Annotated in this window: 21 protein-coding genes and 2 pseudogenes; 5 read left to right on the top strand and 18 right to left on the bottom strand. The window is 68.7% G+C overall.

Going from position 1 to position 17,519, the window contains the following annotated elements; all coding sequences use genetic code 11:
- The 11 genes and pseudogenes from Q8Q88_RS11860 to Q8Q88_RS11810 form a co-directional block, all read right to left on the bottom strand.
- Positions 1-319 (bottom strand): annotated as a pseudogene (locus Q8Q88_RS11860) (conjugal transfer protein TraI); the annotation flags it as partial.
- Positions 316-1,314 carry a P-type conjugative transfer protein TrbG gene (trbG, locus tag Q8Q88_RS11855; RefSeq protein WP_305675393.1) on the bottom strand — a complete coding sequence of 333 codons (999 nt, stop codon included), beginning with the start codon at positions 1,312-1,314 and terminating at the stop codon, positions 316-318. The gene trbG and the pseudogene Q8Q88_RS11860, both read right to left, overlap by 4 nt.
- Positions 1,311-1,994 (bottom strand): conjugal transfer protein TrbF, encoded by a 684-nt coding sequence (trbF, locus tag Q8Q88_RS11850; protein ID WP_305675392.1) that lies wholly within the window; start codon positions 1,992-1,994, stop codon positions 1,311-1,313. Before trbF ends, trbG begins: the two co-directional genes overlap by 4 nt.
- 2 nt (positions 1,995-1,996) lie before the next feature.
- Positions 1,997-3,259 (bottom strand): P-type conjugative transfer protein TrbL, encoded by a 1,263-nt coding sequence (gene trbL / locus Q8Q88_RS11845; RefSeq protein ID WP_305675391.1) that lies wholly within the window; start codon positions 3,257-3,259, stop codon positions 1,997-1,999.
- Positions 3,260-3,263: 4 nt separating this feature from the next.
- Positions 3,264-3,533, bottom strand: coding sequence for a putative entry exclusion protein TrbK-alt (gene trbK-alt, locus Q8Q88_RS11840; protein ID WP_305675390.1), 270 nt, complete (start codon positions 3,531-3,533; stop codon positions 3,264-3,266).
- A gap of 8 nt (positions 3,534-3,541) precedes the next feature.
- Positions 3,542-4,282, bottom strand: coding sequence for a P-type conjugative transfer protein TrbJ (gene trbJ, locus Q8Q88_RS11835; protein ID WP_305675389.1), 741 nt, complete (start codon positions 4,280-4,282; stop codon positions 3,542-3,544).
- On the bottom strand, positions 4,279-6,723 hold the full coding sequence (gene trbE / locus Q8Q88_RS11830) for a conjugal transfer protein TrbE (protein WP_305675388.1): 2,445 nt from the start codon (positions 6,721-6,723) through the stop codon (positions 4,279-4,281). The genes trbJ and trbE overlap by 4 nt, the downstream gene beginning before the upstream one ends.
- A 9-nt stretch (positions 6,724-6,732) precedes the next feature.
- Positions 6,733-7,002: a VirB3 family type IV secretion system protein gene (locus Q8Q88_RS11825; RefSeq protein WP_305675387.1), complete on the bottom strand. Its 270-nt coding sequence runs from the start codon at positions 7,000-7,002 to the stop codon at positions 6,733-6,735.
- A complete protein-coding gene (locus Q8Q88_RS11820; protein WP_305675395.1) occupies positions 7,002-7,310 on the bottom strand; it encodes a TrbC/VirB2 family protein in 309 nt (102 codons plus the stop codon). The genes Q8Q88_RS11825 and Q8Q88_RS11820 overlap by 1 nt, the downstream gene beginning before the upstream one ends.
- A 32-nt stretch (positions 7,311-7,342) precedes the next feature.
- Positions 7,343-8,263, bottom strand: coding sequence for a P-type conjugative transfer ATPase TrbB (gene trbB, locus Q8Q88_RS11815; protein WP_305675394.1), 921 nt, complete (start codon positions 8,261-8,263; stop codon positions 7,343-7,345).
- A 333-nt stretch (positions 8,264-8,596) separates the two neighbouring features.
- Positions 8,597-8,989: a hypothetical protein gene (locus Q8Q88_RS11810; protein WP_305675386.1), complete on the bottom strand. Its 393-nt coding sequence runs from the start codon at positions 8,987-8,989 to the stop codon at positions 8,597-8,599.
- A gap of 148 nt (positions 8,990-9,137) precedes the next feature.
- Between Q8Q88_RS11810 and Q8Q88_RS11805 the strand changes: the two genes are divergently transcribed.
- Positions 9,138-9,518 (top strand): helix-turn-helix domain-containing protein, encoded by a 381-nt coding sequence (locus Q8Q88_RS11805; protein ID WP_305675385.1) that lies wholly within the window; start codon positions 9,138-9,140, stop codon positions 9,516-9,518.
- A gap of 126 nt (positions 9,519-9,644) precedes the next feature.
- On the top strand, positions 9,645-9,878 hold the full coding sequence (locus Q8Q88_RS11800; RefSeq protein WP_305675384.1) for a hypothetical protein: 234 nt from the start codon (positions 9,645-9,647) through the stop codon (positions 9,876-9,878).
- Here Q8Q88_RS11800 and Q8Q88_RS11795 read toward each other — a convergent pair.
- Entirely contained in the window at positions 9,875-10,381 is a 507-nt protein-coding gene (locus tag Q8Q88_RS11795) for a response regulator (protein WP_305675383.1), read from the bottom strand. The genes Q8Q88_RS11800 and Q8Q88_RS11795 overlap by 4 nt on opposite strands.
- Positions 10,382-10,533: 152 nt before the next feature.
- A complete protein-coding gene (locus Q8Q88_RS11790; protein ID WP_305675382.1) occupies positions 10,534-10,923 on the bottom strand; it encodes a response regulator in 390 nt (129 codons plus the stop codon).
- Between the two features lie 63 nt (positions 10,924-10,986).
- Here Q8Q88_RS11790 and Q8Q88_RS11785 point away from each other — a divergent pair.
- Positions 10,987-11,553 (top strand): annotated as a pseudogene (locus tag Q8Q88_RS11785) (IS481 family transposase); the annotation flags it as partial.
- On the opposite strand, the gene Q8Q88_RS11780 reads toward Q8Q88_RS11785, so the two are convergent.
- The 4 genes from Q8Q88_RS11780 to Q8Q88_RS11765 all read right to left on the bottom strand — a co-directional run bounded on the left by Q8Q88_RS11780 (position 11,530) and on the right by Q8Q88_RS11765 (position 15,207).
- On the bottom strand, positions 11,530-11,985 hold the full coding sequence (locus tag Q8Q88_RS11780) for a CopG family transcriptional regulator (protein ID WP_305675381.1): 456 nt from the start codon (positions 11,983-11,985) through the stop codon (positions 11,530-11,532). The pseudogene Q8Q88_RS11785 and the gene Q8Q88_RS11780 sit on opposite strands and share 24 nt — an antisense overlap.
- An 8-nt stretch (positions 11,986-11,993) precedes the next feature.
- Positions 11,994-13,982: a conjugal transfer protein TraG gene (locus Q8Q88_RS11775; RefSeq protein WP_305675380.1), complete on the bottom strand. Its 1,989-nt coding sequence runs from the start codon at positions 13,980-13,982 to the stop codon at positions 11,994-11,996.
- Between the two features lie 587 nt (positions 13,983-14,569).
- Positions 14,570-14,929, bottom strand: coding sequence for a PilZ domain-containing protein (locus Q8Q88_RS11770; RefSeq protein WP_371129851.1), 360 nt, complete (start codon positions 14,927-14,929; stop codon positions 14,570-14,572).
- A gap of 62 nt (positions 14,930-14,991) precedes the next feature.
- Complete coding sequence (locus Q8Q88_RS11765; protein ID WP_305675378.1) at positions 14,992-15,207, bottom strand: hypothetical protein; 216 nt, start codon at positions 15,205-15,207, stop codon at positions 14,992-14,994.
- A 269-nt stretch (positions 15,208-15,476) separates the two neighbouring features.
- Between Q8Q88_RS11765 and Q8Q88_RS11760 the strand changes: the two genes are divergently transcribed.
- Both Q8Q88_RS11760 and Q8Q88_RS11755 read left to right on the top strand, forming a co-directional pair.
- Complete coding sequence (locus Q8Q88_RS11760; RefSeq protein ID WP_305675377.1) at positions 15,477-15,671, top strand: hypothetical protein; 195 nt, start codon at positions 15,477-15,479, stop codon at positions 15,669-15,671.
- A gap of 51 nt (positions 15,672-15,722) precedes the next feature.
- Positions 15,723-15,950, top strand: a complete 228-nt coding sequence (locus Q8Q88_RS11755; RefSeq protein WP_305675376.1) for a hypothetical protein — start codon at positions 15,723-15,725, stop codon at positions 15,948-15,950.
- A 24-nt stretch (positions 15,951-15,974) separates the two neighbouring features.
- On the opposite strand, the gene Q8Q88_RS11750 is transcribed toward Q8Q88_RS11755, so the two are convergent.
- Positions 15,975-17,519, bottom strand: a 1,545-nt coding sequence (locus tag Q8Q88_RS11750; RefSeq protein ID WP_305675375.1) for an ATP-binding protein, incomplete at its 5' end; no start/stop codon positions are given.

Here is a 17,519-nt window from a genome sequence, read left to right as displayed (position 1 = left end):
GCTGGGCGCTGACGATCGGTCGGCCCAGATCGCCCGGCAGCGGCGGTCCGAGCTGGGGGACCGCGGCGTAGTCCTTCGGCGCCGCGGTCAGGCCCTCGGCGGTCGTGTGGCTGTCGGTGCTGTAAAGCTCCGCCGGCCCCTTGGCGGGGCTGCGGGTCTGCAGGGCGTAGATCAACGCGCCGCCGACCGCGAAGGCCGCGACCGCGCCCATGGCGGCGAGGGCGCTGCGCGACAGGCGCATGACGCGCGGCGGATCGGCGCGCAGCCGCAGCGCTGCGGCCGAGGCGGCGGGCGGCTCGTCCGGTTCGAGGGCGCTCATCGCCGCGCGGTCCCGTCGGTGCGGACGACGCGCACGCGCTGCTGCGAGCGCTTGTCGCCCAGGCGCAGCTCGGCGGCCCCGAACAGCCGGTCGACGATCATGTGCCGCCCGGAGACACGGTAGTTGACCAGTTCGCCCGCGCCGCCCGCGCCCAGCACGAATAGCGGCGGCATCTCGCCCTGACCGATCCCAGCCGGGAATTCGATGAACACCTGCCGGCCGTCGTCGAAGGCGCGCAGCGGCCGCCAGGCCGGCGCGTCGCCCTCGATCCGGTAGTGGAACTGCAGCGCGTCGACCTCAACGCCCGAGGCGATCGGCGCGGCGCTCGCAGCGGCGGCGTTGCGGGCCTTGAGCGCGAAGAGCTGGTCCTGCGGATAGGTCCAGGAGACCGAGGCCATATAGGTGGCGGCCGTGGCGCGCAGCTCCAGATGATAGGTGCGCCGGTCGGTGTTGATCACCAGGTTGGTCGCTAGGTCCGCAGCGGTCGGCTTGACGAGGATGTGGACGCGCTTTGCGGCCCCGGCGCCGCTCTCAGTGTCGCCGATGATCCAGCGCGCCGTGTCGCCCGCCGCCACCGGCCCCGCGCCGGCGAGTTGCTCGCCGTCCTGCAGGGCGATGTCCGTCACTTGGCCGGGGGCCGTATAGACCTGATAGAGCGCGCCTTCGCTCCAGGGATAGCGCTGGATCGCGTTGATGAAGCCGCCCTGGGCTGGCTGTACGCGCGCCGCGGCGTTGGCGGCGCCGACCCGGGCGCGGGGATCGGGGGCCTCCGGCGGCGGTGGGGCGAGGGGCTTGAGTTGTCCCGGGAGCGGCAGCGGCGTGGGAATCGCCACGACCTCCACCGGCCGGGGCGCCTGCGGCGTCAGGACGGCCGGGGTCGCTGGCGCGGCGTCATAGGCGATGGCCGGCGGCCTGGCCGCGCCGGCGCAGCCAGCGGCGGCAACGGACATCAGCAGGGCCGGCAGGGCGGCCTTGCGCAAAGGTGTTGCGGTCATTGAGCGAGCTCCTTCGACCAGTTGATGGCGGTGACGAAGACGCCCAGGGGATTCTTCTTCAGGCGCTCGACGTCGCGGGGCGGCTGAAGGACGACGGTCACAATCGCCGACCAGCGCTCGGTGGCCGCGAGTGCGCCGTCCTGATAGCGGCGCTCGGTCCAGGCGACGCGGAAGCTGTCGGGAGAGGCGCGGATCACGCTGGAGACGTCGACGGCCACCTGAATTTTGCCGACCTGGGTGAAGGGGTCGCTGGCCCGGGCGTAGTCGTTGAGCGCGAGCGCGCCCCTGTTGGTGGTGAAGTCGTAGGCCCGCAGCCAGTTTTGGCGGACGATGACCGGATCGGCTGGGATGGCGCGAACCTGCTCGATGAAGCGCGCCAGGTGGAAGGCGATTTGCGGATCGGCCGGCCGGTAGCCGGCCGCGGCCGGCGCGACGGCTTGCGCCTCGCCAAGCTTGTCGACCTGCACGACCCAGGGGACCACGCTCCCTCGCGCGGTCGTCCAGACCAGGGCGCCGGTCAGGGCGAGGATCACGCCCGCCTCGGCCATCGCCAGCGCCCAGACGTTGCGGCTGCCCACCGCGACCTGGCCGACCCGATCGTCCCAGACCTGCCGCGCGCGGCGGTAGGGGGTGTCGGGCTCGGGCGTGTGGCCATAGCGGACGGTGGGGCGTCGGAACATCGTCAGGATCCTTCCGAGAGATCGATCGAGGCGCCCGCGCCGCCCCCGTCGCCGGAGCGCACGGCGTGGGCGGCGGCCGAAGCGCCATGGGTCAGGGTCTGCTCCGTCCGCATCCGCTGCGCCCAGGCAGGCGGGCCGCCGCCGGGTGGCGAGGCGGGATCGGCGCTCTGGGCGGCTGTGGCGGTCGCGTGCTGCTGGCGCGCGGCGTCGAAGCGCGCGCGCAGACCATCGGCGGCGCGGCGTAGCGGGCTGGACGCCGCCGATCCGGCGGCCTTGGCCACGCCCATGGCGCCGCCCGCCTGATAGGCGCCGGTCGCAGCCCCGGCGGCGCTCGCCGCGCCCCGCACCGCGCCGGCCATGGCTCCGGCCGCGCCGCCGACGGCGAGGCCAGCGACCGCCCCACCCGCGGCCAGCGCGCCGCCGGCGGCCAGGCCGGTTGCGACCGCGGCCCCGGCGCCGAGCTGCGGGCCGCCCGAGACGATGCCGTTGGCGATCCCGGGGCCGAAGATGCCCAAGCCCAGCAGCGACAGCGCGCCAAGTACGATGGCCAGCGCCTCTTCGATCGAGGGCTGAGCGCCGCCGAAGCCGGCGGTGAACTGGGAAAACAGCGTCGAGCCGATGCCGACGATGACGGCGAGAACCAGAACCTTGACCCCGGAGGAGACCACGTTGCCGAGCACCCGCTCGGCCAGGAAGGCGGTCTTGCCGAACAGGCCGAAGGGGATCAGCACGAAACCGCAGAGCGTCGTCAGCTTGAACTCGATCAGGGTGATGAAGAGCTGCACGGCGAGCACGAAGAAGCTCAGCAGCACGATCAGCCAGGCCAGCAGCAGGACGGCGATCTGGATGAAGTTCTCGAAGAAGGCGACATAGCCCATCAGGCCGGAGATCGACTCCAGGATGGGCCGGCCGGCGTCGATGCCGACCTGGGCGACCCGGCCGGGGCGCAGGAGGTCGGCGGCGGAGAAGCCCGATCCCGACGCCTTCAGGCCCAGGCCCGCGAAGCTCTCGAAGACGATGCGGGCGAGGCCGTTCCAGTTGCCGATGATGTAGGCGAAGATGCCGACGAACAGGGTCTTGCGGACCAGGCGCGCGAGGATGTCCTCGCCCTCGCCCCAGGTCCAGAACAGCGCCGCCAGGGTGACGTCGATGACGATCAGGGTGGTGGCGATGAACGCCACCTCGCCGCCCAGAAGGCCGAAACCTGAGTCGATATAGGACGTGAAGACGCCCAGGAACTGGTCGATGACCCCTGTTCCGTTCATGGCGCTAGCGGCCTTCCGACGGGTTGGCGGCGCCGAGGAATCGGCGACGGCTTTCCGCCCAGGCCGCCAGGCAGGCGGCGTCACTGGCGCCGGCCTCGCCCAGCGCCTGGCATCGGGCGAGCGCCGCACGCAGCGGATCGGCGGCCGCGGCCGGCCGTGGCGGAGCAGGCATGGGCGCCGGCGTCGGGGGTTGGCGAAGCTGAACGGCGGTCGCGAGGATCGCCAGGACCACGAAGGCGACCGCGCCAAATCGCAAGGCGAGCGAGATGTCCATGGCGGCGCTCAATTGTTGAACATCTTGGCGCCGCCCGGCTGGTAACCCGGGCCGGGTTGCAGGAACCGCCGCAGTTGCTCGCGGGCTTGGTCCTGGGCGGCCGCGCGCTGGGCCGCCTCCAGGTTCTGGGCGCGGCCCTGGGCGGCCAGCAGGGCGGTCAGGTCCCCGAGCTGTTGGGACTGCAGGGCCAGGAGCTGGTTGCCGGCCTGGGCGGCCTGAAGCGCGCCCGACGCCGACTGGCTCGCGCCGACCAGCTGGCTCATCTGATCGCGCGCGCCGTCGAGATTGCCGACCACACCGGCCTGGACCTTCAGGGCGTCCTCGAAGGCCGCCACGCTCGTGGTCCAGCGCTCGCGGGCCCCATCGACCAGGGCCTGGTCGGTGGCCTTCAGGTCGATGCCGCCGTACTGGGTCTTGAAGGCCTGGTCGATCTGCTGGACGTCATAGGCCAAGCGCTGAGCCTGGCCGAGGAGCTGTTGGGTCCTCTGGATCTGGCCCTGCAGCGCCTGCAGCGACGAAAACGGCAGGCTCGCCAGGTTGCGGGCCTGGTTGATCAGCGACTGCGCCTGGTTCTGCAGGGCGGCGATCTGGTTGTTGATCTGCTGCAGGGCGCGCGCGGCGGTGAGCACGTTCTGGGCGTAGTTCGTTGGGTCGAAGACGACGATCGCGCCGGCCGGCGAGGCCGAGACGGCGAGGGACAGGGCGCAGACGCCGGCGATCACGGCGCGGCGGGCAAGGACGGCGGTCATGGCAGGGTCTCCAGGGTCAGGGTTGCAACGAGGTCGGCCGCCCAGCCGAGATCGCGGGCGCGCAGCCAGGCGGCGGCGAAGCCCTCGCGGCCGTGTTCGGCCAAGAGGCGGGTGATCAGGACCTGGTCGGGCTTGGAGATGGCGGCGAAAGCCAGCGCCACCTCGCCCAGGCCCAGCTCGAACAGCCGGGCGCCGCGGCGCGACTGGCAGTAATAGTCGCGCTTGGGGGCGGCGCGGCTCAGGATCTCGATCTGGCGATCGTTGAGCCCGAAGCGGCGGTAGATGGCGGTGATCTGCGGCTCGAGCGCGCGATCATTGGGCAGGAAGAGGCGCGTCGGGCAGCTCTCGACGATGGCCGGCGCGATCACGCTGGTCTCGATGTCGGCCAGGGACTGGGTGGCGAAAAGGACCGAGGCGTTCTTCTTGCGCAGGGTCTTGAGCCATTCGCGAAGCTGGGCCGAGAAGCCCGCATCGTCGAGCACCAGCCAGCCCTCGTCGACGACGATCAGGGTCGGCCGGCCATCCAGCCGGGCCTCGATGCGGTGGAAGAGATAGGCCAGCACCGCCGGCGCCGCCCCCGCCCCGATCAGGCCCTCGGTCTCGAACGCCTGGACCGTCTCGTAGCCAAGATATTCCGCCTCGGCGTCGAGCAGACGCCCGAACGGGCCGCCGACGCAGTAAGGGGCGAGCGCGCGCTTCAAGGGCGCGGACTGCAGCAGGACGGCCAACCCTGTGAGCGTCCGCTCGCCCACCGGCGCCGAGGCGAGCGAGGTCAGGGCCGTCCACAGATGATCCTTGGCCTCGGGCGTGATCGCGGCGCCCTCGCGGACCAGGATCGCCGCCAGCCACTCGGCGGCCCAGGCGCGCTCGGCCAGATCGTCGATGCGGCGCAGGGGCTGCAGGGCGACGCCGGGCGCTTCGGCGTCGTCCCGGTCCGCGCCGACGGCGCCGCCGAGATCGTGCCAGTCGCCGCCCATGGCGAGCGCCGCGGCCCGGATCGAGCCGCCGAAGTCGAAGGCGAAGATCTGGGCGCCGGCGTAGCGGCGGAACGACAGCGCCATCAGGGCCAGCAGCACCGACTTGCCCGCACCCGTAGGGCCGACGACCAGGGTGTGGCCGACATCGCCGACATGCAGGCAAAAGCGGAAGGGCGTCGCGCCCTCGGTCTTGGCGTAGAAGAGCGGCGGCGCATCGAGATGTTCGTCGCGCTCCGGCCCGGCCCACACCGCCGAAAGCGGGATCATGTGGGCGAGGTTCAGCGTCGAGACCGGGGGCTGGCGGACATTGGCGTAGACTTGGCCCGGCAGGGAGCCAAGCCAGGCCTCGACGGCGTTGACGCCCTCGGCGATCACCGTGAAGTCGCGGCCCTGGATGACCTTCTCGACCAGCCGTAGCTTCTCGGCGGCCCTGGCGGCGTCCTCATCCCAGACGGTGACCGTGGCGGTCACGAACGCCTGGCCGATCTGGTCCGAACCCAGATCCTGCAGCGCCGCGTCCGCGTCGGCGGCCTTGTTGGCGGCGTCGGTGTCCAAGAGGACCGACGCCTCGTTGGTCATCACCTCCTTGAGGATGGCGGCGATGGACTTGCGTTTGGAAAACCACTGCCGGCGGATCCGGCTGAGCAGCCTGGCGGCGTCGGTCTTGTCGAGCATCATCGCGCGCGTCGACCAGCGATAAGGAAAGGCCAGGCGGTTCAGGTCGTCGAGCACGCCCGGAAAGGTCTGCGTCGGGAAGCCGACGACGGTCAGGGTGCGCAGGTGATGGTCGCCCAGACGCGGCTCCAGGCCGCCGGTGAGCGGCTCGTCGGCGAGCAGGACGTCGAGGTGCATCGGCGTCTCGGGAACCCGCACCCGCTGGCGCTTGGTCGAGACTGTCGAATGCAGATAAGTCAGGGTCTGGGCGTCATCGAGCCAGGCGATCTCGGGGACGAAGCCCTCGACGAGTTGCAGCACCCGGTCGGTGCGGTCGATGAAGCTCTTGGCCTGTTCCCAGGCGTCGACGCCCTTGCGCTGACGCCCCTCATAGAGCCAGCCCTCGGCGCGCGCGGCGTCCCCGGCCGGCGGCAGCCACAGGAAGCTCAGGAAGTAGCGGCTCTCGAAATGGGCGCCCTCCTCGGCGAACTGCGCGCGCCGCTCAAGGTCGACCAGCGCCGAGGCCGGATCGGGGAAGACGCCTTCCGGATAGTGCGGCGCGGGCGTCCGCTGAGCCTCGACGAAGATCGCCCAGCCCGAGCCCAGTCGACGGAGCGCATTGTTGAGGCGGGCGGTCACCGCGATCAGTTCGGCGGGCGTGGCGCTGTCGAGATCCGGTCCCCGGAAGCACGCCGTGCGCTGCAGGGCCCCGTCCTTGTTGAGGACGACGCCCCGCGCGACCAGGGCCGCCCAGGGCAGGAAGTCGGCCAGGGCCGGGATGGAATTGCGATAGACGCCGAGCTGCATCATGGCGCCGGCTCACACGCGCAGGAACGGCGGGTAGCGCAGGTGCCGCCGCGCGACCTCGACGAATTGGGCGTCGCGCTTGGCCGCCCACACGGCAGCCGCATGGCCGATGGCCCAGAGGACCAGGCCGGCGATCCAGAGCCGCAGGCCCAGGCCGATCGCCGCCGCCAGGGTGGCATTGGCGATGGCGACCGCGCGCGGCGCACCGCCCAGCAGGATCGGCTCGACCAGCGCGCGATGAACCGGGGCGGAGTAACCGGGGATGGCGTCGCCCGCGTCCATCAGACCAGCGCCCCGCCGCCGAACGAGAAGAAGCTGAGGAAGAAGCTCGAGGCCGCGAACGCGATGGAGAGGCCGAAGACGATCTGGATCAGCCGCCGGAACCCGCCATTGGTATCGCCGAAGGCGAGCGTCAGGCCGGTGACGATGATGATGATGACCGCGATGATCTTCGCCACCGGGCCCTCGATGGACTGCAGGATCGACTGCAGCGGGGCCTCCCACGGCATTGACGATCCGGCCGCATGGGCGGGCGCGGCGTAGAGCAACCCCGCTGCGGTGAGGCCGATGCGGCCCAGGCGGTCGAGCATGGCGCTGGAGAGCAGCCTGCGCTTGGTGGGGATCATGGGACGTCTCCTGCTGAAATGAGCGCGTAGTCGCCAGAAGGGGTGAGCCCCTCGACGCGGGCGAGTTCGGTGAGGCGCCGCTCGGCGCCGCGGCCGGTCAGGACGGCGACCAGATCGATGGTCTCGGCGATCAGGGCGCGTGGAACGGTGACGACCGCTTCCTGGATGAGCTGTTCCAGGCGGCGCAGGGCGCCGAGCGCCGATCCGGCATGGATGGTGCCGAGCCCGCCCGGGTGGCCGGTGCCCCAGGCCTTGATGAGATCGAGCGCCTCAGCGCCGCGGACCTCGCCGATCGGGATGCGGTCGGGGCGCAGGCGCAGGGATGAGCGGACGAGGTCGGCCAAGGTGGCGACGCCGTCCTGAGTGCGTAGCGCGACCAGGTTGGGCGCGGCGCACTGGAGTTCGCGCGTATCCTCGATCAGGACGATGCGGTCACTGGTCTTGGCGACCTCGGCGAGCAGGGCGTTGACCAGGGTGGTCTTGCCGGTCGAGGTGCCGCCGGCCACCAGGATGTTGCGGCGCTCGGCGACGGCGCGGCGCAGCGCGTCCGCCTCGGCTTGGGTCATGACGCCTGCCGCCGCGTAGTCGTCAAGCGTGAAGACCGAGACCGCCGGCTTGCGGATGGCGAAGGCGGGGGCCAAGGCGACCGGCGGGATCAGACCCTCGAACCGTTCGCCGGTTTGCGGCAGCTCCGCCGAGACGCGGGGCGCGCCCGCGTGGACCTCGGCGCCGACATGGTGGGCCACGAGGCGGATGATCCGCTCGCCATCGGCGGCGCACAGGACTTGTCCGGTGTCGACAAGTCCTTCGCCCGGACGGTCGACCCACAGCCGGCCGTCGGGATTGAGCATCACCTCGACGACGGCTGGATCCTCGAGCCAGGCGGCGATGGCGGGCCCCAACGCCGTGCGCAGCATTCGCGCGCCGCGGATCACAGCTTCAGAGCGGAGCGGATGGATCGCCACGTCGGGCCCCCTGTTGAGGCCGGCCGGGATGCGGCCGGTGAACGGGGGTGATTAGAAGGGGCGGGAAATGGGGCGGAACAACAAGGATTTGGCCGCGTCGTAGCCTGGCGTGCAGCGACAGGCGGATGGCGGGATAGGGTCCATGGGGCGACCCCGCGGGGCGTCGCGATCGATTGGTTGGACTTCGCCACGCCAGTAGGTCGAACCTGAGGCATCCGGCAACCGGATGGAGCTCTGTGAGGAGGGTGGTGCTGGCGGCGACAATCTCAGTCACCTTCGCGAGCGCTAGGTACGCGGCCAGTCCAGGCGCGCGAGATGCGCGCCTACCGAGGGTCGGGCATCGACTAGCGCTGCACGCAAGTCGTCGATCAGGACGAGCGCGGCCTGCCGGGCGTCTTCCAGATCGTGAACGCTCACGTCCGGTGTGATGACGAGAGCCGCGATGCGTTCCGCCTGCGCTCTGACGGCGTGCAGCCTCGTTAGGATATGGCCGCTCGACATGATGCAGACGCTGATGAGCGTGAGCGCCTGTCCGACGTTGGCGGCGTACGCGGGCGCACTGATGGCCACCACGCTGCGATGTTCGCTATCGAGCACTTGGACTCGGTCGAGGAGAACAGGCGGCAGCGGCACGGAAACCCCTGCGGCGGGAATCCCGAGCTCGAGCGTTCGTTCCATCGACCGACATGCAAATTGGATGGCGGGCCGGTCACGGAGCGGTCGACCACGCTCCGCATTCACGCACGTGCTCAAGCTGTCGAGAATTGATAGACATAGATAAAGCGGCGCATTCAAGCGCGGCGAATCTGGGGGAGCGGAGCACCGAATGAACGAACCCAAGGACGGGCCGGACCCCGTCGACATCGCCGTCGGAGTCCGCGTGCGCCTGCTCCGCAAGGCGCGCGACATCTCCCAAAGCAAGCTGGCGGACGCTATCGGCGTCTCGTTCCAGCAGGTTCAGAAGTACGAACGCGGCGCAAACCGCATCAGCATCTCCATGCTGGCGCGGATCGCCCGCGCGCTCGGCACGACGATCCCCGAACTGGTGGACGAGCGGGCCGACAACGAGCGCCCGTTCGGCGACGTCATGGAGCTCATGAGCGAACCCGGCGTGCTGGACCTGGTCCGTGCGTTCGGACGCATTCCACCAGGCGCACAACGGCGCGCTGTCCTCGATCTCGCGCGAAGGCTCGCCGAGCGGGGCTAGGTTCCCGCTCCCGACGATGTCGTCATGCCCTGATCCACGTCTTTCTGCCCGCCATTAACGCCACGCTCAGACACCATCGTTATCCCGGCGCGCTTGATGCGGCGCGGTAGGGAGCACGAGACAAAAATGCACTGGAAACCTATCGAGACTCTGTTGGGCCCGCAGAGCTATAGCGGGCGCTACCGGGTCATCGGCGGCAGGATCGAAGTCGAGTGGGGCGACGCCAAGCACGTCGACTTCATGGGCGCTATGCGCGAGGAGATCGCGGCGGCGAACGTCCTGCGGCAACTGGTGCGGCGGACCCTGGGGCAGCCGACGTCGATGAACGCCCAACGACCCGCCGCGCCCTCACCCGCCTAGAGTTCGATGACCTGGCTCAGGTCTGATTGTCGGCGCAGCGGTCCTGCATATCCCGCCCCTTGCTTACGCCGCCGGTCGGGGCCGAAGTAGCTGGGCACGTTCACGAATGGCCGAGGCTGCATGATCACCGCGTTGAGCCGGGTGAGGATGGTCCGGGCCGTCACCGGCTTACTAAGGAACTCGGTGACACCCCGGTCGCGAGCGGCGGTAAGCCGGATGCGGTCGGAGTGGCCGGTGAGCATGATGATCGGCGTGAAGCGTGCGGCGGTCGTCAGCCGCCGCACCGCCAAGACGAAATCCAGCCCGTTCATCACCGGCATCTCGTAGTCGACATAGATCACGTCGATAGCCGGCCCCGACATCATCTCCAGGCCGCGCTTGCCGTCGGGCGCATAGTGCAGGTGGCGGACCCCGGCGGCGGCGAGCACCGTGCCCACGATCGTGCGCATCTGCTCGTTGTCGTCGATCACCAGGAGCCGCAATGCGGCTAGACCCGTCGTCATTTCGAAATCACCGTCGCGGCTGTCAGGTTACCGACGCCGGGACATCTGAGCACGGGTTCGATTCGCGGGACGTGTAGCAAGTTTCAACTCAGAAACATACCAGCGTTACCCGACCCGATGTTTCATCGCGCGCGGGCGCGCGCCTATCGCCGCTAACCGACGCTGGCCGCCAGCGCGCGCAGGATCATGACCAGGAGATCGGGGTCGAACGGCTTCGTCACGTGGGCCGCGCCGGATACGCCGAACTTCTCAACCGAGTCCCGGTGAGCGCCCGAAAGGAAGATCACCGAAACGGCCGGATTCCGGAGCCTCGCATAGTGGGCGATCTCGAACCCGGTGATGCCGCCAGTATCGACATCGACGACAAGCGCGCCGAGCTGAGAGACATTCTTGTCCAACGTTTCATAGGCCGTGGAGCTGGACACGTAGGTCAGATCGAACCCCTGCTCCTCCAGCACAGTGGTCAGCAGGGCGCCTGTTATGTGATCGACGTTCACCAACAACGCTCGAAACGTCGCCGCCGCGCCGTCGCCCTGTGCCATCGCCTATCCCCACCGCAGCCTCGCGGGGGCGGTCATGTGTCGGGTTCCTGACAGTGACCATCAATTTCTCACAGGGGTTGTGGAAACTCACGCCGTACGCGAGCCAGCGCCCACGCGACGCCGCGTCTTCGTGCCGAGCTCCAGGCGTCGCAAGAGAGTAGCCGGGCCCCTGCCGCCGGCTACGGTCTGAACCGCAAGACGGTGCGCAAGTGGCGCAAGCGGACACGACGACGGATGCGCCGATCAGGCCGAAAGCGCCGAAGAGCCCGGCGCTGACGCCGACCGAGGGAGTCATCGTCGCAGAGTTTCGACGCCGGCCGCTGCTACCGCTGGACGATGTGCTGGGCTGCCTGATGGACACGATCCCCAACCTCAGCCGCAGCGCCCTGCACCGCTTGCCTCGGGCTCCACAGCACCTCCGGGTTGCAGGTCGAGGAGACCAAGGCGCAGCACAAGCGGTTCAAGACCTATGAGATCGGCAACGTCCACATCGACGGCTCCGAGCTGCGCCACGCCGACGGCAGGCTGATCAAATTCCTGGCCGTCGACCGGATCTCCAAGTTCACCTATGTCGAGTTCCACGACAGCGCCGACAAGATTGAAGGCTCAGCCTTCCTGAGGAACGTGGTCGGGGCCGGCTGCGCCTTCCTGATCGGGTCGGCCGGGGACGTCCTCGGCGAGCTCGCGCGCGAGGCTGGCGCCCTTGGCCATCCGCCGGCCCAGCGCCTCGACGAAGCCCGCATAGCGCTCGCGGCCCTTGGCCTGGGCTGCGGTCAGAGCGCTGTCCGGCAGCGGCGGCGTGCTGGTCAGCCAGAAGCGCACGAAGAGCGCCAGGGCCTCGTTGGAGATCTCCACATGGTGTTCGAGCCGGTCGGCCTGCCGGCTGAGACGGTCGAGCCGCCTGCTGAGCGCGGCTTCGAGGCGTTCGGCGCTGTCGGGCGACAGGAAGGAGGCCAGCGCCGTCTCGACCACCAGGGCCTGCGAGACGCGTTTGCGGATGGCGTACTCGGCGAGCTGGCCGGCGAGCTTGGGCGGTAGCCGGAAGGTGTGCTTGGTCCGCATGGCCGGGTTCACAGCTCCAGGCCGTCGCCGGGATCGAGCGAGGCCTGACGGGCGAGGCCGCGCATGCGCTGCTGAAGCGCGCGAAGCCGCACCGCTTCGTCGTCGCCGTCCTGGTCGTCGAACCCGAACTCCTGACGGCACGGCGGCGGACCGACGATCTCCTCGTGCGCGGGCAGGTCCGGCTCGCGGCGAATTCCGGCATTCGCCGGATCACCCTCGACCTTCGCCGCGGGTCCAGCGCTCATCGCCGCCGCCGGCGCGGGTTCGGACATGCTCGTCAGGCCGCTCCAATCATCGGGCGGGGGCGAGGCCGGCGCGCGCTGACCGGGCGGCGGAAGGATGCGTTCGGCCAGGCGCCGGTCCTCGAAATAGCGCGCCTTCTTCGCCCGGATCGGATGGATGCCGGAGACCATGACGATCTCTTCAGCGGGCGGAAGTTGCATGATCTCGCCGGGCGTCAGCAGCGCCCGCGCCGTCTCCGCGCGCGACACCATCAAATGGCCGAGCCAGGGCGATAGACGATGGCCGGCATAGTTCTTCATCGCCCGCATCTCGGTGGCCGTGCCGAGCGCGTCCGACACGCGCTTGGCCGTGCGCTCGTCGTTGGTCGCGAAGCTCACCCGCACATGGCAGTTGTCGAGAATCGCATTGTTCGCGCCATAGGCTTTCTCGATCTGGTTCAGCGACTGGGCGATCAAGAAGGCCTTGAGGCCATAGCCGGCCATGAAGGCGAGTGCGCTCTCGAAGAAGTCCAGCCGTCCCAGCGCGGGAAACTCGTCGAGCATCAGCAAGACGCGCTGGCGTCGGGTTTTGGGCGCCAGTTCCTCGGTCAGCCGTCGGCCGATCTGGTTGAGCACGAGCCGGATCAGCGGCTTGGTGCGGCTGATGTCGGAGGGCGGGATGACGAGGTAGAGGGTGCAGGGCCGGCCGGCTTCGACGAGGTCGGCGATCCTCCAGTCGCACCGGCGCGTGACCTGCGCCACCACGGGGTCGCGATAGAGGCCAAGGAACGACATGGCCGTGCTCAGCACGCCCGAGCGCTCGTTCTCGCTCTTGTTGAGAAGTTCCCGCGCCGCCGAGGCCACGACCGGATGGGGCCCGGCCGCGCCCAGGTGCGGGGTGCGCATCATGGCGCTCAAGGTCGCTTCTATCGGCCGCTTCGGGTCCGACAGGAACGCCGCGACGCCGGCCAGGGTCTTGTCCGGTTCGGCGTAGAGGACATGCAGGATGGCGCCGACCAGGAGCGAATGGCTGGTCTTTTCCCAATGATTGCGCCTCTCGAGCGAGCCTTCCGGGTCGACCAGCACGTCGGCGACGTTCTGGACGTCGCGCACCTCCCATTCGCCGCGGCGCACTTCGAGCAGCGGGTTGTATGCTGCGGAATCCCGATTGGTCGGATCGAACAGCAGCACGCGGCCCAAGCGCGCCCGAAAGCCGGCAGTCAGGCCCCAGTTCTCGCCCTTGATGTCGTGGACGATCGCCGAGCCCGGCCAGGTCAGCAGCGACGGGACGACCAGGCCCACCCCCTTGCCCGATCGGGTCGGGGCGAAGCACAGCACATGCTCGGGTCCGTCATGGCGCAAATAGGCGCGGCTGAGCTTGCCCAGCACAACACCGTCGAGTCCCAGAAGCCCCGCGGCCCGGACTTCCTCGGGGCTCGCCCAGCGCGCCGATCCGTAGGTCGCGACCTCCCTGGCCTCCCGGGCGCGCCAGACCGACATGGCGATGGCGACGACGACAGCGAGAATGCCGCCGGAGGCGGCGATATAGGCCCCGCGCGCGAAGATCCTCGGCGCATAGGCGTCATAGGCGAACCACCACCAGAAGAAGGCGGGCGGCGGATAGAGGCGGTAGCCATGGATCGTCAGCCAGGGCGGCCCGAGCTGAGGCTGATAGGCCAGTTGCGCCGCCGTCCACTGGGTCGCGCCCCAAGTCGTCGCCAGCACCATGGCGGAGACGACGAGGATCTGCCCCCAGAGAATCTTGGTCGCGGACATTGTCGTTCCTCCACGTGCAAACACCATGAAGATCGGAAGTCTCGGATGGCGTTCACAAGGCGGCGGTTCGGCGGTTCGCATAGACGGCGGCCCCGCCGTGCATAGACAGGCTGCGGCGTAGCCGCGACCGAACGGCCTTTCTCGACCGCGTGCGTGGGGGACTGCCCGTACGGGCCGCTGAACGGTCGCGTAGCAGGGGTCCGCCCAGCGCCGCGCCGCCGTCGGACTCCTTCTGAGCGGCAGTTACGCCGAACTTCACGGCAGAGCAGCAACGCGCTCCGGTAAGACCGTGCCGCCTGATCCTCAAACAGGCTGAGACTATTCAGCACCACTGCCACGCCCCCCGGAATGCAGGGCGAGATCCGCGTCGATCCGTGAGGGAAGCCGCCGCTCAGACGGCGGCGACAGCTGCGATCCGTCCGCGGCCTTCGACCGCGACATCCTCTCTTTCGTCCCGACCGACTGCGCCTTCGACCTGGCGATCTTCGCAAGGTTCGCGGCCGTCGACGTCCCGCACCCGCCGGCGGCGGGCGTTTGGCTCAACGCCTTGGGGTTGGCGGCTCGGCGCCGCGCGGGCCGTTCCAGCTTTAGCGCGCGCTTCGTTCGATCCAGAGCCGGCGCGCGGTCGCCTCTCGGCCCGTCCGGGGGGCGGTGAGATCACATCGACGCAAGAATGAGAGCCCGACCTCATTGCCCCGTCGCCACGCGATTTCGCCCTCGAAGGCTTCGCCCGAACGGCAGACCAGCAACATCAATGGCTGAGAAAGATCGTCAGGCGCGCCCAGCCGAACGCGAGCGCCAGAATCGGTCAGGTCGCGGACCGCGCAGTCGACGGTCAGGTCGGCGGGGCCGTGAATCAAGATGCCGGTCAAGAGAACCCTTCGCCGGAGCTCTTCGCGGCGATCCGCGCCGACGGCTTGGGAAGGAGGGGGCGGACGCTCGACCATGAGATCAGGATGGAGGTGAAAACTTGAGGCGGGCTTTACGGCGCCCCACAAGAACGTCGCCTCTAAACCCTCGGCTCCTCCGATTCATCGCCCAGATCAGGAGCTATCGGTTCGGCTTCGGGCTGCCCGCCGCCGCCCGCAACGGCGACAGCCTTTAGATGCCAACTTGCCGCTTCATCGGTCGGCCGTCCGCGCTCGGCCATGTTCGCCGCCGCCGCCTGGCGCAGTAGATCGTCGGCCTTTCGGCGATAGGATTCGACTAGAAGCGCGTCGATCATGCGGGTCTCAATTCTTCTCGAATGGTCGGGTTCCCGACTATTCGCAACGCCGTTCTTTGTCACCCAACCTGGGGGTGAAAAGACCCAAGACATGCGACAAATGAGCAGGCTTCGCCTCGCATCTCCCGATGCGGTCCGCCGACCTGAGGTCGCCGCGGTCTCGATCGGTTCCTGAAGACCGGTGACGGGCCGCTCCTCGGCCGCCGCATCGAGTCTCCGCCCTCCGCGAGTCGGGCGCGGAGTTCCCTATCGAGCTATCCATCTCGCCCGTGAACATGGGCAGCGTCGAAGCGGTGCGACAGGCTCGCAAAACCGTCGACGCGCGGATCGTTTTCGTGACGGCCTATCGGAGCGGCGAGGTCCTCGAGCCCATCCAATCCACCATTCCCCACGCTGTCGTCGTATCCAAGCCGGTTGCCGGTTCGGCGCTTCTGCGCGCGATTGAGCGCTCCAGCCCCCAATGACCCGTTCGGCCGGGCGCGCGGGCGCCTATGCCATTCGTCGTTGAGCCTCGGTTGAGCAATCCGAGGGGCTTGTGGCGCACGATGCAGGCGCTGGATTGCGGGCCGATGCTCGGCCGGCGGCCTGTGAAGAAGCCTTGGCTGCACCTGACCGTCGGCGTATTCCGCGGTGTCGACGACAAGCAGAAGGCCGCCGGCGTGGCGTCATGGCCGGGGTGCAAGGGGAATTTCGTTCGAATGCCTTCGGGATCGTCTATCGACGAGGGCGGATTGCTGAGCTGATCGATCGTCGACGAACCGGCCAACCTAGGATAGGCGTACGCTAATCTTTGGTTCGGGGGCTTCGGTTTTGATCGCAGCCTCGATGGCCCGCATGAGGTCCGGAATTTGAAAGGGTTTCGCCGCGTGTTCGCTGAATCCCAAACCAAGATAGTGATCCCGGCCGCCGGAGACGACATCGGCCGTGAGGGCCACAACCGGCGTCTGGCAGTTGGCGGCGTTTGACGCGCGCAATTTCCGCAGGGCCTCAATCCCCGTCATCCCGGGCATCTGGATGTCCATCAGCACAAGGTCGAAGACCTGGCCTTCAAGGTGAGCCAGGGCCTCAGTTCCGCTTTGTGCTCTCGTGGTCCCGTGGCCGAAGGCGGCCAGGAGTTGTTCCAGGACGAGTAGGTTGGTCGAATTGTCGTCGACGACGAGGATCCGCAGCGGGGGCAAATCAACCTCATCGGCCACCGACTCTTCTCCCCCGATGAGTTCCTGGCCAGGGTCGGCCAGACCGAGCGGGAGCTCGATGTGGAACACAGATCCCACGCCCAACTCGCTTGTGGCCCAAATACGTCCGCCCATCAGCTCTGTCAGTCGCTTGGCGATCGAAAGCCCGAGTCCGGTACCGCCGAACCGACGTTCCGCCGTATCGTCGGCTTGGGAGAAACGGTCAAAGAGGCTGGGAAGGGCGCTGGCGGCGATTCCCGCGCCGGTGTCATGGACCGCCACATGGATCCAGGTGCTATCGTCGGTGTTTGGACGAGCCGCGACCAAAACCTTCACTGAGCCACGGTCGGTGAACTTCAGTGCGTTCCCGACAAGATTGAACAGAACCTGTCGCAGCCTCAGGGCATCCATCCAGACATGCCGCGGCACGGCCTCATCGAGCGACAGCGTGAGGGCGAGGCCGCTTTCGTCGGCGCGCGCGCCCCAGAAGTTAACGATGTGGTCCATGAAGGCGTGGAAATCCTCGACGACCGGCTCGATCTCCAGGCGACCCGCGTCGATCTTCGAAAAGTCGAGAATGTCGTTCAGGATCGACAGCAGATATTCACCGCTTTGGATCAAGGTGTCCAAACGTTCGGTTTGGCGAGGGTCGCGTCCGTCCCGCCGAAGCAGCTGAGCCATGCCGAGCACCCCGTTCATGGGCGTGCGAATCTCGTGGCTCATGGTGGCGAGAAAGTTCGACTTCGCGGCGTTCGCTCGCCGGGCGTCTTCCCGGGCTTCTTCGGCCAAGATGCGATCTCTCAGCGCCTGGTCGCGCGCAGCCTCGAGTTCCGGGATCATCGCGGCGTTGGCGTTGTAAGCGGCGTGCCACTCAGCAATGGCCCTTAGGGTGTGCGTGGAGATAAGGGCGAGCGTGAAGCCAAGCACGCTCAAGGCCCCGATGACGCCGAGCGTCTGGGCGATCGGCAAGACGATTATCGCCACGACCGCGCCCAAGAGCAGCGAGGGGGCGGCGAACGCCATCATCACAGATCGCGAGAACGACCCGTTCGCGAGCCCCAGCGCGATCAAGGTGGATCCGATGGCGCCCAGATAGGCGACCTCGCCGAGCCCGGGTCTGGCCAGCACCATGGACAT

This window comes from Phenylobacterium sp., from assembly GCF_030697925.1.
Classification (GTDB): Bacteria; Pseudomonadota; Alphaproteobacteria; order Caulobacterales; family Caulobacteraceae; genus Phenylobacterium.
This window is presented reverse-complemented; position numbering and strand designations above follow the sequence as displayed.

Excerpts from the sequence above, each read along its gene's own strand:
- Q8Q88_RS11810 (WP_305675386.1), bottom strand. The coding sequence starts at position 8,989 with ATGGAACGAACGCTCGAGCTCGGGATTCCCGCCGCAGGGGTTTCCGTG.
- trbL (WP_305675391.1), bottom strand. The coding sequence starts at position 3,259 with ATGAACGGAACAGGGGTCATCGACCAGTTCCTGGGCGTCTTCACGTCC.
- Q8Q88_RS11800 (WP_305675384.1), top strand. The coding sequence starts at position 9,645 with ATGCACTGGAAACCTATCGAGACTCTGTTGGGCCCGCAGAGCTATAGC.
- Q8Q88_RS11805 (WP_305675385.1), top strand. The coding sequence starts at position 9,138 with ATGAACGAACCCAAGGACGGGCCGGACCCCGTCGACATCGCCGTCGGA.
- trbJ (WP_305675389.1), bottom strand. The coding sequence starts at position 4,282 with ATGACCGCCGTCCTTGCCCGCCGCGCCGTGATCGCCGGCGTCTGCGCC.
- trbK-alt (WP_305675390.1), bottom strand. The coding sequence starts at position 3,533 with ATGGACATCTCGCTCGCCTTGCGATTTGGCGCGGTCGCCTTCGTGGTC.
- Q8Q88_RS11770 (WP_371129851.1), bottom strand. The coding sequence starts at position 14,929 with ATGGTCGAGCGTCCGCCCCCTCCTTCCCAAGCCGTCGGCGCGGATCGC.
- Q8Q88_RS11790 (WP_305675382.1), bottom strand. The coding sequence starts at position 10,923 with ATGGCACAGGGCGACGGCGCGGCGGCGACGTTTCGAGCGTTGTTGGTG.
- Q8Q88_RS11795 (WP_305675383.1), bottom strand. The coding sequence starts at position 10,381 with ATGACGACGGGTCTAGCCGCATTGCGGCTCCTGGTGATCGACGACAAC.
- Q8Q88_RS11780 (WP_305675381.1), bottom strand. The coding sequence starts at position 11,985 with ATGCGGACCAAGCACACCTTCCGGCTACCGCCCAAGCTCGCCGGCCAG.
- Q8Q88_RS11825 (WP_305675387.1), bottom strand. The coding sequence starts at position 7,002 with ATGGACGCGGGCGACGCCATCCCCGGTTACTCCGCCCCGGTTCATCGC.
- Q8Q88_RS11820 (WP_305675395.1), bottom strand. The coding sequence starts at position 7,310 with ATGCTCGACCGCCTGGGCCGCATCGGCCTCACCGCAGCGGGGTTGCTC.
- trbG (WP_305675393.1), bottom strand. The coding sequence starts at position 1,314 with ATGACCGCAACACCTTTGCGCAAGGCCGCCCTGCCGGCCCTGCTGATG.
- trbE (WP_305675388.1), bottom strand. The coding sequence starts at position 6,723 with ATGATGCAGCTCGGCGTCTATCGCAATTCCATCCCGGCCCTGGCCGAC.
- trbF (WP_305675392.1), bottom strand. The coding sequence starts at position 1,994 with ATGTTCCGACGCCCCACCGTCCGCTATGGCCACACGCCCGAGCCCGAC.
- Q8Q88_RS11775 (WP_305675380.1), bottom strand. The coding sequence starts at position 13,982 with ATGTCCGCGACCAAGATTCTCTGGGGGCAGATCCTCGTCGTCTCCGCC.
- Q8Q88_RS11765 (WP_305675378.1), bottom strand. The coding sequence starts at position 15,207 with ATGATCGACGCGCTTCTAGTCGAATCCTATCGCCGAAAGGCCGACGAT.
- trbB (WP_305675394.1), bottom strand. The coding sequence starts at position 8,263 with ATGCTGCGCACGGCGTTGGGGCCCGCCATCGCCGCCTGGCTCGAGGAT.